This window comes from Acinetobacter sp. PC34, from assembly GCF_051789135.1.
In the GTDB taxonomy this organism is placed as follows: Bacteria; Pseudomonadota; Gammaproteobacteria; order Pseudomonadales; family Moraxellaceae; genus Acinetobacter; species Acinetobacter johnsonii.
In genome coordinates, this window is the sequence record NZ_CP196664.1 from 2,586,898 (window position 1) to 2,600,496 (window position 13,599).

The following is a 13,599-nucleotide window of genomic DNA, read 5'->3' on the forward strand; positions in this document are numbered from 1 at the left end:
ATGGCTTGGACACGTAATGAAATGGCGCAGCGTGCTGCCCTTGAACTCGAAGATGGTTTTTATGTCAACTTAGGTATTGGCTTACCGACCTTAGTGGCCAATTATCTACCCGAAGGGATCAATGTTTGGTTACAGTCAGAAAATGGCTTGCTCGGTATTGATGAGTTTCCAACCCGTGATGCAGTCGATGCAGACTTGATTAATGCAGGAAAACAAACTGTCACCGCACGTAAAGGGGCTGCATTTTTCTCAAGCTCAGAATCCTTTGCCATGATTCGTGGTGGTCATGTCAATATTGCTATATTAGGTGCAATGGAAGTCTCTGAAACGGGCGACTTGGCAAACTGGATGATTCCGGGTAAAAAAGTCAAAGGCATGGGCGGCGCAATGGACTTGGTCTCTGGTGTACAAAAAGTCGTGGTACTCATGGAACACTGCGCCAAAGATGGCACGCCAAAAATTGTGCCTCAATGTACCCTACCACTCACGGGTAAAGCTGTCGTTAGCCGTATCATTACTGACTTAGGAGTGATGGATATCACTGCTGAAGGTATGAAACTGGTTGAACTGGCACGCGATGTGAGCCTAGAACAAATCCAGAAAGCGACTGGATTAGAACTTATCATCAATGACTTTAAAGCTGCTTAAGTACAAAACAGCATCATTCAAAGCAGCTTCGGCTGCTTTCTTATTGGGCTCACTCAAAAATATTTTCAGTTACCAATAGGTATTTTTATGGCCTTTAAATCAAACATAAAAACCATCATCAGCTTGTTCAAGAGCATCTCTATACTCCCAAATTTAGGGAATGATGACTCCCGCGCACATCTTTTTAACCCAAATATCGGATGAAAAACCACACCGCTCGGCTACTATATTTGCATTCCACATCTAGAGGTTCCCATGTCACAACAAGATTATGAAAATGGTTTAAAAGTTCGCACAGAAGTCATGGGCGAATCTTTTGTTAAACGTGCTCAAGACAATACTGTACCTTTCACCCAACCTTTGCAGGACTGGATTAATGAACATGCTTGGGGCTCAACATGGCAACGTGAAGGTGTCTTACCGCGTAAATATCGCTCGTTAATTACCATTGCATTTTTGACGGCACAAAAGAGTCCAACTGAGTTGAAAGGTCACGTTCGTGGTGCGCTAAATAACGGTGCAACGGTTGAAGAAATTCAAGAAGTCCTTTTACACAGTTTACCTTATTGCGGCGCACCTGCGACTCAAGAGGCGTTCCGCGCTGCACTGGAAGTGATTCAGGAATATCAAAGTAATCCATAAATAGATTAAGCGCCCATACAAAAGCGTCTTTTGCAGTCGTATGGCGCGATTCATCTGGTTTGGCTATGCAGCATTTTTGGTTAGCCAAACCATTTTCATTAAAAGGCTTTGGTTACACTCATGCCTACACTAAAGTTTCGGCCATCGGCAGGTTCAAAGAAGCGACTATTGCCGTCATTCACAATTACTGAGCCAACATAGTTACGGTCAAACAGGTTATCAACTCGGGCATAGCTGTTTACTTTCCAGTCACGATTTACCCATAAATAGCCGACATTTGCAGCCATGACGGTATAACTTGGCGCAGTATCTGAGTTGATATCATCGACATAAATTTTATCCATATAGCGTGCTTCTAAGCCTGCTTGGAAACCCTGTTCAGGTTGCCATGCAATACGAGTAAACGCTTGGTTTTTGGCAATTCCGGGAATCTTATTTCCTTTATTAATGGCTTTCGCATAAGGTTTTTTTGAATCATCTGGATTCGCTATTTCTGCTGTATAACTATCAAATTCAGCATCGATATAACTAAAGCTCGATTGTATGTTGAGCTGTTTCCAGATCGTTTGTTGCCATGAAAGCTCTAACCCTTGTCGCGTGGTTTGATCTGCATTACGAAAAGTCGCACGACCATCACGTGTTCCCGCTGTCACTATATCGTTTTTTGTATCTGTCTGGAAAACAGCTAAAGTGAAGAGCCCGAATGGATTCTGCGACTTTAAACCTAGCTCGTAATTATCACTACTCGCAGGTTTTAACGCAAAATTCATACCCGATTTCTTAGGATCAGCGTTATAAGCCATTTCGGTAAAGGTAGGGGTTTCAAAGCCTTTGCCATAACTGGCATAGGCATAAAGTTCAGGTGAAATTTCCCAACCTAATGCCACAGATGGCAATAATTTTTGATAATCGGTTGAGCCACTGTCATCACCATTGCCATCTACAATGTAATGATCATCGGACTCATAATGCACATTGCTATAGCGTAAGCCTGTATCAAGATGCCACGTAGGTAAGAACTGCCATGAAGCTTGTACATACGGATCTAAATTCCATAAGGTATTATTTTCATTACGGCGTAATGCACCTTTTACACCAAAGTTACTTTCATTATCATAATTTTTATAGCCTTTCCGGTCTTCAACCATCCGGTCTAAAGCCACACCGGCAACTAAAGTTGTATTCGGTAAAAGCGCTTTACCCGTCCAACGGAAGTCTGCACCATAATAATCCCGATCAAAATCAATCACGCCACCTGCATGGCGATCATTCTCTTGAAACTCTTTTGGAATCGACTGATATTGTACAACTTGTCGGTTGCCCAAATAGAACATGCTATACAACTCTTGCTGGTCATTCAGCGGCTTAGTCCACGTCAGTCCTGTTTGGGTTTGTTCAATTTCTTTACGGACATTATAGGTATTTTTGCTATCATTGACTTGTTTTGGATTGGCTTTCCACTGCTCACGCTTTAGACCTTGTGGGTCGTCAGCATCAATATCGACACGATTCATCACCCAGTTGATTTTACTGCCATCCTCTAAGTTCCACGTCAGTTTGGCATTATTCAATACTTTTTGTGCTGCACTATGGTCTCGAAAACCATCAGTATCAAAATAAGAAGAACTAATCACATAAGCGGGCTGATTGGCCTGTTCGGAACCCCCTTGTAATTGGATATTGGCTTGTTGCTTATGGTGGCTGCCTGCATTAAGACCCACTTGGATTGAGTCTTTCCCTTGCCCTTCTTTGGTCTCAGTCAAGATGGTTCCACCTGATGAGTTACCATATAAAGATGAAAATGGCCCTGTCAGTACTTCAATGTGATCTAAACTATTGAGGTCAATATTGGAACTTTGCCCTTGACCATCAGGCATGGTCGCAGGAATACCATCGACATACATCCGAATGCCACGCACGCCAAAAGTCGAACGAGCGCCAAAGCCACGCATCGAAATCTGTAAGTCTTGCGCATAGTTTTCACGGTTATTGATTTGTAAGCCTGCAACCCCTTGTAAGACTTCAGATAGGTTCACATTGGCATTGTTTTGTACTGTAGCCGCTTGGACTTTTTGAATGGATGCAGAAGTCGATAACAACTCGCTATCGGTATGTACCGCTTGGACGGTGATGACGGGAAGTTGATATTCTGTGGTTTCTGCATAAGCATGCATAGACTGTAAAATAACCGCAGTCAATAAGGCTTGTTTAAAAGGCGCAGGCATCAAATAAGTTAATCGCACAATATTTCCTTGCTTGTTATTACCATAAAAATGGGAAGCCTATCATCTCGACAGGCTTCCCATACAATAAAACGTTTTAATCGGCTAAGCTATACGCAACCACATAATCACCATGATCAGGCGACTGACGTGCCCCACCTGCGGAAATGACCACATATTGCTTGCCTGTTTTTGGAGAAATATAGCTCATTGGTGTACCTTGGCTACCTACGGGTAAACGCGCTTTCCATAACTCTTCACCATTAGATGAATTGAAGGCGCGCAAGTAGAAGTCTTGTGTTGCAGCAAAGAACACTAAACCACCTTGAGTTGCCATTGGACCACCAATAGTTGGCATACCAATCGGCGCTTTTAAGCCCATTTTGATGCCCATTGGACCCGTATCTTCAACCGTACCTAAAGGCACTTGCCAAGCCACTTGACGGGTTTTCATATCAATCGCCGTCATGGTTCCGAAAGGTGGTTTTTGACATGGAATACCTAATACCGACATAAAGCGGTTTTTATTCACTTTATACGGTGTACCTTTCATTGGCACTGCGCCCATACCTGTGTTGACCTTCTCTCCACCACTGGCTTCAAGTTTTAAATCTTCAGGCGTTTGTTTAATCAGCTGAATCCACAGACCTAGGCGCATGTCGTTGACAAACATATAACGATGCGTTGGGTCAAATGCGATACTGCCCCAATTCATCCCACCCAACGAACCCGGAAAACTTAAAGATATATCAGAACCCGGTGCTGTAAAAAGACCGTCATAGCGCATTGATTTAAAGTTAATACGACACATCAACTGGTCAAATGGCGTTGCGCCCCACATGTCCGATTCAGTCAAAGTTTGATTGCCAATTTGTGGCATTTCAACTGAACGTGGCTGAGTTGCACTGTATTGCTCATCAGGAATATCTGCAGCTTTTACAGGTTGCTCAACCACTTTGGTTAAAGGCTGACCCGTAATACGGTCAAGTACAAAGAACTGCCCTGACTTGGTGCCAATGACGACAGCAGGTTTGGTTTGCCCATTTTGCATCGGAAAATCGACCAAGCTTGGCTGCATGGGTAAATCGAAGTCCCAAAGATCATTGTGAACGGTTTGATAAACCCACTTCTCTTTACCTGTGGTTGCATCCAAAGCCAAAACGGAAGAATTGTACTTATGGTCTACAGGTTGACGATTTCCACCCCAGACATCGACCGATGAACTTCCCATCGGTAAAAACACCGTGTTCATTTGCGGGTCGTAGGACATTGCAGCCCAAGAGTTAGCTGAACTACGTTTGTAGATTTCACCCGGTTTGAGGACATAGTTTGGATTTGGGTTACGTGGATCAAAAGCCCAGCGTAGCTGTCCAGTAATCACATCATAAGCACGAATCACACCACCCGGCATATCGGCTGCAAAGTTGTCAGCAATACGACTTCCAACGATGATACTGGTGCCTGCAATGGTTGGCGCCGAGGTCACTTCAAAACGAGGCGCTTGCGTGCCCGCACCTAGACCATCTAGTAAGTTCACTGTTCCATCAACACCAAAGTCTTTACAGCGTTCGCCTGTATCGGCATTGACTGCAATTAAACGACCGTCAGGTGTATTGGTATAAACACGACGTGGACATGCAGTATTATTTGCCACCGCTGTCACCGCACTTGCACCTGCTAAAGTCGGTTGTACCAAGGCTTGAGTCGAGTCAAAGTAACCCACACCACGGCAACGCTCCCAAGCATCGGCTTTTGAGTTCACTTCAGCCTTCCAGATTTGTTTACCTGTATCTGCATCTAAAGCAATAATGTTGTTATGCGGTGTACATAAAAAGACTTTATCACCGACCTGTAAAGGCGTGAGCTGGTCTTCTGCGCCATTACCCGTACCTGTGGTCATATCGCCTGTTTGAAAGCGCCATGCTTCCTTTAACTTAGATACATTATTACGGTTAATTTGATCCAGTGCGGCAAAACGACTTCCACCGGCATCATTACCATAGTGCGACCAATTCACTTGTTGAGTTTGAGCTGTTACAGGCACTAGGGGTAGTTCTTCACCACTGGCTTTTACCGTTGGATGTGGAATAAACATGCCATACAAACCACCGAGCATACCTAACACCGTTAAACCACCTAAGGCATAAGCGGGTGCTGAAGGCGCAATTTGAAATTGGTACTTACGAATAGCAGGTAAAGTAAAACAGAGTGCGGCAAATAAACCCGCAGGGAACATTAAACGTGAATGGAGTGCCCAAAAATCCCAACCTGCATCAAACAGTGCCCAAACCACGGTTCCAAGAAAAACCAGTGCAAAAATCCAGACACCCAATGCTTTTTTTCTAAAAATAAATATTGCGGAAATAGTAGTCAATAAACCTGCAATGAGGAAGTACCATGAACCACCTAGACTAATCAGTTTTCCACCACCGATTAAATAAAATAAGCCAGTCAGCAATAAAGCTAAGCCTAATATAAAGCACCATATTTTAAATATGGGTTGAGATTGCGCTTCGGACATACTTTTTACTCCAAATGCTGTGTTTTAAATGATCTCTCCTACTTTGTTTTGAGCATCATTCACACCACATCCAAACTTTGAGCATCCACAATTAACTTGCTTCAACAATGAAAAAAGAGTGTTTAGGGACTGTTGATATTTCATAAATGGCTTGCGTTGTAGGCTAAAATTGAGCAGGCAAGGCATGGAACGATGACAATAGTGGGACTATTTTCAAGTTTCATAACGATGCCTGTGAAGATTTTAGCCACAACCTTTTAGGACTAGAGTATTTTTTGATGCTACGTTGTTGCGAACCACTTATTTAGAATGACTAAATTGCGTATTTCACGCCTAGTATCATCTAAAAAATACTCGTTGTCGCAAGCATAGATGAAGTGTCAACAGCCCCTGACTCAGCAACAGTATTGCTTACATTTTAAACACTCTTTCACTTTAAATACGATTAAAAATTCACCTTAACGCTAAGACCCGCTACCCAAGCATCATCCACTTCTTTCACACCAGAAGGTTGATAGATATATTGTAGGTTGGGTCTGAGCATCACCGCAGGTGACCACTGATAGGTATAGTTCAACTCAACATTGAGTTCGTCATGTTGAATTGGGACATAATCGCTAGCGAGCGCGTCATAACTGTAATAACCACGGCCTTCGTTAGTGGCGATTTGCTTGTCCGTCGCACGATCATTCACGACATAATTGGCTAAACCAAAACCAATAGAATCATTAGGACGGCTATCAAAAGGACCTTTGTACCAAAGCGCCAGTTGTTGTGTACTTTCTACAAATGTTGTGGCCTTATCGTTCACTACGCCATTAAAACTGATATATAAACCACGCTTCGGATCAGCTCCGTGTTGGGTCAGTTGTTGTTGTGCATTCAGCCAAAAACTGTATTTTCCATCTTGCATTTCACCACTGCGAATGTCTTTTGCCTCAGCCGTGGAATACAGTGCACCCACTTTATATTCACCAGACAAACCATTAAATGCTGCTAACTTTGGTTTCCAAGCCAACTCTACAGGAATGGTTGCCCCCTCAACATTGTCCATGTCAAGGTTAAAACCATCACTGTCTGAGTCTGTTTTGACATTGTCTGGATTGACTTCATACACGCCCAAACCAAGTGACCATGCAGGTGCAAATTGGTATTTAATATTGGTGCCCCAGAGTCCTACAGGCCAGTTGTACCAGATCGAACCGATGGATTTACCTAACTGACCACCACACAAAAGTAAGTTCTGGAATTCACATTGTGAGCTGTTAAAGTCATCCGACATGCCCATACGTCCAATCTTAAATTGGACACGGTTATCATCAAATCCTGTTTTGATCCAAGCCTGAGTTAAGCGCCAAATCTTGCCACGCCCGTAAATTTCTTGAGTATTGCCTAAAGTACTGGCACGCGGGTCTTTAATGCGTTCAAGCGTTAAGGCGTTACCATCACGTTTGGTAATCATTAAGCCTGCGGTGGTGTTTTCCCAACCCGCAATTTTATTTAAATCAAAATTGGCACCCAGTGTGAGCTGCGCGGCATTGTCAAAACTATTGTCATCGTTATAACCACCATCCAGATTGGTTGCCGCCTGACTCATAATTGCCGCAGTAAATTTATAGCCTTGATCTTCCAGTTGCTTCCGCTCACCGTTCCAATCCCCAAATAACCATTGACGATCAGCCGAATAAAATTCATTGGCCGAAGCCAGCTGGCAAGTTAAAAGTGCCAAAGATAATGTGCCAAGTTTTAATAGTTGTTGCATACCAAACATCCCTTTTTGTGAGGAAAGCTCAACTCAAGTGAGCTTTCCATGCATTTATGCTTATTTAATATGAACGGCTGGACTGAGTTCAGAAGTTGCACCTAAATGATCGGTCACATTGGCTGTCACACTGGCAGCACCACTCAGTGTTTTCCAAGTAGTTTGACCTTGACCTTGTGCATTGGTTTTTACCACTTGCGCACCTAAGTACTGTTCAGCTTCTTGACCATTCGCTTGAAGGTTGGCAAAGAATTCAACGTGATAACGTTGATTTGGTTGCCCTTGAACTGTCGCGGTGACTTGACCTTTGTTATAGCTTAAACGTGGCGCTAGGATATTTTGGTTTGGGATCGCATTACAGCCTTGTTCATTCGACTGTGTACAGGTTTTTTGCAGTTTTGCTGCTTCAATCACCACACCACCACCACGAGAACCGACAAAGCCAGCATGTTCAAGTGCAGGCACTGCAAATACAATGGCACCCAAACGTTGATCTGGCACACACGAACCACCTGCTTCACAGCGTTTAATGTCTTTGCCATTGTCCCAAATTAGGTTTTTGGTCAATGTCGTACGGGCATTGGCATCTTTTTCTGAACGAATGGCAATGCCAAGACGGTTACCATGCACTTTGTTACTGTCAAAAATGTTGCCATCACCCGTGAGGTTAAAGCCTATCGAATTGTTGGTCAGTTCGTTATAAGCGATGTAATTGCGCTTACCCCAGTTAATTTGCAAACCATCAGAATAGTTTTCAAATTTGTTGCCGACCACTGCGTTGTCATTGCCCCACAGGATTTCAATACCCTGAGACGGCTCTGGATTGGCTTTGGTTGAAGTAAATAGGTTATTGGCAACAAGGTTAAATGCGGCGCCACGAGTCAGCTCTAAACCATCACCATTATCGACAAACAAGTTGTTCAAGACTTTGTTGTTATTAGTGGTGGTCGAGGTCGGATTGCCCTTACCGTCATCACCCGTCAACATCACGCCTGAGCCACCGTAGTTATTACTGATACGGTTATGTTGAATCAAGTTATTGCTTGAACGGTTCACCAAAACACCAATACAGAACCGATGAATATCCAGACCTTTTAGCGTCACACCATTCACATCTTGTAGAACCAGACCCGGCAAAGTCGTGGTACGGACATTGGTGCCGTACTGTTCAGGGTTTGCCCCTGGGCAGGCTTTCGCGCCTTCACCTTTAATATAGTTTGAACCATCAATCGCAATAAACTCGCCTGTTTTGTCCCATTGCATCCCGATGATCTTCACTGAAGACTTAATTGGCGGCAAAGGCTGATTTAGTTTAATTGCATAGGGGGCTTGCCCCACAGCTTGGATGTGAATTTCATTTTCTTGCGTCGCATTGGCATTCGATTGTTCAATCGCCCAACGCAGTGAACCTTTTGCACTATCGTCCTGATAACGATCCACAATATAAGTTTCTGCACTGGCCAAACCTGATGCCGCTAAACTCAAAACCAATGTGGTCAAACGTAAAGTTGATGGTTTCATATTTTAAATCCTTTTCTATCCTTGAACATGAATAACGCAGTGCGTTAAGGGGTTGGTTGTACAGTTTTCAGCAACTGTTTGAGTTGAGTCACATCAATTTGACCCGGTGCAGAGGCTTCACCAATCATGCCAAAACTTAGGCTACCGCCCATGTTGGCAGTCGCCACACGTGAAATGGTGCCCAACTGCCCCATCGACATGGTCAGTAGTGGTTTTTGACTTTTTTGGCTGACGACCAAGGTGGCATTCATGAGGGTAAAGACATCTTGTTTTGACTTTGGCATTACCGCAATTTTCAAAATGTCGGCACCCATCTGATCTTGTTTTAGCAGACGGTTTTCAATGTCTTGTTGCTCAGGTGTCTTTGCAAAATCATGATTCGACATGATCACCAACACCTTCTTGTCATGCGCCAATTGGATTAATTTCGCCACACTGCCTGCATCACGGAACATTTCAATATCCAGCAATTGCATAAATGGCTTTTTCAGGTATTCACGATAAATTTTTTCATAGTTTTGGTCAGACACCGTCATTTTTCCGCCTTCGTTATGGGTACGAATGGTGGCGATTAACGGTTTGTCTTTTAAAATTTGATTCAACTGCTGACCCAATGCCATCACTTTTTTAGTGTCGGCAGAAAATTCCAATAGGTCGATACGAAACTCAGCCACGTCAGCGTTTGGGTTATTGGCAATCACTTGGGCTTGGGCAATGGCTTGCTCTGCTGTCTTTGCGGTAATCGGCACAATAGTTTTGACAGGTAAGTCACCAATATTGAGGTTTTTCACCATATAGTGTTGTGCGCTTGATTGAGCCACTTCCGCTGCAAATGCTGGCATTGCTGCTAAAACAGCACTGCTTAAGCAGAGTTGCATCGCAATTTTTTTAATCTTCATCATTACATTTCCTTGTATTTTCAAATTATTGCCAGACTTCTGTCATCAACGGCAAATATACGTGGGATGAATGAAATGGGTCATACCATCACCACGTATAAACTTTTATCTTTAGAGTTAGTTCAAGATGTCTCGCACTAAATCTTGGAAAATTTAGATATCCAAAAAGACCGTTTCGTCTTCTCCTTGAATACGAATGTCAAAGCGATACACCACTTCACCATCACGCTGTTCACGTTTTGCAATGAGGGTTTGACGACGAGGTGCCCACTCAATGCCTTTCAGCACAGGATCTTGTGCATTGGCTTCCGCTTCATCTTCAAAATAGACACGAGTGTTCAAACCGATGTTGATACCGCGTGCGAAAATAATCAGGGCAATATGCGGGGCTTGAGTTGTGCCTTTACGTCCCGGAACAGCACCCGGTTTAATGGTATTGAAACTCCAAAAACCAGTTTCAAAGTCTGCCCCTGTACGTCCCCAACCGAAGAAGTTTGGATCGACCGCTTTGCCTTGAATATCCGCCGCACTTGGATACACGCCGTTGGCATCAGCTTGCCAAATCTCGATTAAAACATCACGTAATGGCAAACCTAAGCCGTCAAACACCTGACCTTCCAAGCGAATGCGTTCGCCTAAAGTATTTTCTTTAACCAGTTGGTTGTTAAAGTTATTTTCAAAGACTTCAATGTTGGCTTGTTTTGGTAACAAACCAATGTGTACATATGGTCCACCTGTTTGAGATGGAGTTTCATGCAATTCTTGAAAGTTCCAATTGTTCATGTTGCTCTCCCTGAATTAAGTCAAATCATTTTCGAAATAAGTCGCACGACGACCACGTAAAGTGATGTCAAAGCGGTAACAACGGCTGTCTGCTTCAATGAAGTTGCTCTTGTCTTCTAAAGCAATCAATGCGCGACGTTGTTCTTCCGAAGGAATGGTTTTAATAATCGGACACGAATCAATCAGCGTATCGCCTTCAAAGTAGAACTGCGAAATAAGACGTTGTGCCCAACCATCAGCAATCAAAGAGAAATGAATGTGTGCAGGACGCCATTCATTAATACGGTTACGCCAAGGATATGGACCCGGTTTAATGGTACGGAATACAAAATAACCATTGGCATCGGTCATCATGCGACCACAGCCGCCAAAGTTCGGGTCCATTGCACCAATAAATTGGTCATTTGGATGACGGTAGCGCCCTGAAGCATTGGCTTGCCACACTTCGAGCAAAGCATTTTTGACTGGGCGACCAAACTGATCACGGACATAACCATGCACAATAATGCGCTCGCCAATCGGCAAACCTTCTTTGGCATAGTTCAAGATCAAATCATTGTCTTTAGGACCAAACTGGTCTGCACTGAAATGCGGTGCGGTCACTTCAGTTAAAGTTTCTGCAATTGAGATCAATGCATTTTTAGGCGAGCGTAATACACTGGTTTTATAGCCGGGTGCATATGCTGGCGGATGATCTTCGGTATTGCGTTGTGCATAAGCACCTAAAATAAGTTGCGACATGTGACGTCCCTCTTAATCTTGTTCCATTACTCTTGATTCATTTGTTCTTGGCTAAGCTGCTGTTCGCTGAGCTTTTGCGGGGCAATACCCAAATCTGCAAAAACTTCTTCTGCCATATGCATAGCTGCATTGGCTGCGGGTAAACCTGCATACAGAGAACAGTGCAAAATCAACTCTTTTAAATCATCCTTGGTCACACCATTGTTAAAACAAGCACGTAAATGCATACGTAGTTCGTCTTCACGGCCCAGTGCCAATAAAACGGCAATGGTGACTAAGCTACGGGTATGACGCGGCATGCCCGGTCTAGACCAGACTTCGCCCCACGCAAAACGGCTAATAAAATTTTGGAAGTCGGCATTGAAATCATTCAAGTTCTCAAGTGAACGACCGACATGCTTTTCACCCAGCACTTCAGTGCGTACGGTAATTCCTTGTTGATAACGTTGTTCATCATTCATGGGAGAAACCTCAATTAGGTCGCATCGGTATGTGCGACCAGTGATTTAACAAAAATAGCGACTGCTGCTGCTGTTGCTGGAATTAACAGCAGACTTAAAATAGCTGTAAACGACCAGTCATTGCCCAGTAAAACTGCGCCGATCCATGCACCAAATACTGCACCGAAACGACCAATCCCAGACATCCACGCCACACCTGTTGCACGGCATTGGGTTGGGTAAAAACGCGCACTCAGTGCTGGCATTGCCGACTGCGCACCATTAATTGCAACACCAGCGCAAAGCACTAAAATGGCAAGTAAGGTTGGATTTGCTAAGCTCTGACCAACGGCAAAGGCAAAGATCCCAGCGACAAAGTAGAAGCATGCAATAATGCGGTTCGGGTTGAAACGGTCCATTGCCCAGCCAATAAATAAAGCACTGAGTACACCGCCAAACTGGAATAAACCACCAATAAATGCAGCTCGTTCCATGGTTGCGCCAGTTTCACGCATTAAGGTTGGTAACCAACTGGTGAGTAGATAAATCATCACCAAACCCATGAAATAGGTCAGCCACAATAAAACCGTGCCTTTGACATATTTCTGAGAGAACAGCATGCCAAACACACCTTTCTTCTCTGCACCTTCAGTTTTTTCTTCAGGTACATGAAACTCAGTAACACCCTGTACTTGCATCGGTGCAATACGCGTCAAAATTTTGCGGACTTTTTCACTGTCACGACCTTTCACAATCAAGAAACGATACGATTCAGGTAAGAAGAAAATCACCAAGATCATCAAAATTAGTGGAGACCAACCGCCCAATAAGAATAAGCTGTGCCAACCAAAGGTTGGGATCAACCAACTGCTAATGAAACCGCCTGTCGCCATACCTAAGTTGTAACCACAGAACATGCAGGTCACGAGTAACGAGCGTGAGCGCTGCGGGCAATATTCAGAAAATAGCGTGGTTGCATTCGGCATTGCAGCACCCAAACCAATACCCGTTAAAAAGCGCAGTACCACTAAAGTGTTTAAGTCAGTTGCATATGCCGATGCCAGAGTAAAACCACCAAAAATCAGCATCGAAACACTTAAAACAATCTTGCGCCCAAAGCGGTCAGCGGTTGGACCAGACACCAAAGCACCAATAATCATGCCGCCTAAAGCCGCACTCATGACTGGACCCAGTTGTGAACGGTCTATTCCCCAGTCTTGTGCCAAAGCGGGAGCAATAAAACCCATTGCCGCAGTATCAATACCGTCAACAAAAACAATGAGAAAACATACAATTGCAATCAACCACTGATATTTGCTAATCGGTGCATCATTAATCAGTGCTTGTGCGTCTATACTCGTTTTTTGAGTAGCGTATTCCTGAGACGCCATACCTGCCTCCTTGGGCTGAAAGTCCTTTT

At 43.9% G+C, this 13,599-nt stretch carries 11 protein-coding genes; 2 read left to right on the forward strand and 9 right to left on the reverse strand.

Going from position 1 to position 13,599, the window contains the following annotated elements; all coding sequences use genetic code 11:
- Together ACSC9N_RS12635 and ACSC9N_RS12640 are read left to right on the forward strand one after the other, a co-directional pair.
- Positions 1-648 carry a CoA transferase subunit B gene (locus tag ACSC9N_RS12635; protein WP_058869077.1) on the forward strand — a complete coding sequence of 216 codons (648 nt, stop codon included), beginning with the start codon at positions 1-3 and terminating at the stop codon, positions 646-648.
- A 255-nt stretch (positions 649-903) separates the two neighbouring features.
- Positions 904-1,290: a carboxymuconolactone decarboxylase family protein gene (locus tag ACSC9N_RS12640; RefSeq protein WP_004694713.1), complete on the forward strand. Its 387-nt coding sequence runs from the start codon at positions 904-906 to the stop codon at positions 1,288-1,290.
- A gap of 98 nt (positions 1,291-1,388) precedes the next feature.
- On the opposite strand, the gene ACSC9N_RS12645 is transcribed toward ACSC9N_RS12640, so the two are convergent.
- The 9 genes from ACSC9N_RS12645 to ACSC9N_RS12685 all read right to left on the reverse strand — a co-directional run bounded on the left by ACSC9N_RS12645 (position 1,389) and on the right by ACSC9N_RS12685 (position 13,570).
- Complete coding sequence (locus ACSC9N_RS12645; RefSeq protein ID WP_058952210.1) at positions 1,389-3,515, reverse strand: TonB-dependent receptor; 2,127 nt, start codon at positions 3,513-3,515, stop codon at positions 1,389-1,391.
- Between the two features lie 94 nt (positions 3,516-3,609).
- A complete protein-coding gene (locus tag ACSC9N_RS12650; protein ID WP_058952211.1) occupies positions 3,610-6,033 on the reverse strand; it encodes a glucose/quinate/shikimate family membrane-bound PQQ-dependent dehydrogenase in 2,424 nt (807 codons plus the stop codon).
- Positions 6,034-6,478: 445 nt separating this feature from the next.
- A complete protein-coding gene (locus ACSC9N_RS12655; RefSeq protein ID WP_058952212.1) occupies positions 6,479-7,795 on the reverse strand; it encodes a carbohydrate porin in 1,317 nt (438 codons plus the stop codon).
- Between the two features lie 60 nt (positions 7,796-7,855).
- Positions 7,856-9,316, reverse strand: coding sequence for a NosD domain-containing protein (locus tag ACSC9N_RS12660; RefSeq protein WP_058952213.1), 1,461 nt, complete (start codon positions 9,314-9,316; stop codon positions 7,856-7,858).
- A gap of 44 nt (positions 9,317-9,360) precedes the next feature.
- Complete coding sequence (gene aroD / locus ACSC9N_RS12665; protein ID WP_058952214.1) at positions 9,361-10,218, reverse strand: type I 3-dehydroquinate dehydratase; 858 nt, start codon at positions 10,216-10,218, stop codon at positions 9,361-9,363.
- A gap of 150 nt (positions 10,219-10,368) precedes the next feature.
- Complete coding sequence (gene pcaG / locus ACSC9N_RS12670) at positions 10,369-10,998, reverse strand: protocatechuate 3,4-dioxygenase subunit alpha (RefSeq protein WP_058952215.1); 630 nt, start codon at positions 10,996-10,998, stop codon at positions 10,369-10,371.
- 15 nt (positions 10,999-11,013) lie between these two features.
- Entirely contained in the window at positions 11,014-11,739 is a 726-nt protein-coding gene (gene pcaH, locus ACSC9N_RS12675) for a protocatechuate 3,4-dioxygenase subunit beta (RefSeq protein ID WP_058952216.1), read from the reverse strand.
- Positions 11,740-11,765: 26 nt separating this feature from the next.
- A complete protein-coding gene (gene pcaC, locus ACSC9N_RS12680; RefSeq protein WP_058952217.1) occupies positions 11,766-12,200 on the reverse strand; it encodes a 4-carboxymuconolactone decarboxylase in 435 nt (144 codons plus the stop codon).
- Positions 12,201-12,214: 14 nt separating this feature from the next.
- A complete protein-coding gene (locus tag ACSC9N_RS12685; protein ID WP_058952218.1) occupies positions 12,215-13,570 on the reverse strand; it encodes an MFS transporter in 1,356 nt (451 codons plus the stop codon).
- Between the last annotated feature and the right edge of the window lie 29 nt (positions 13,571-13,599).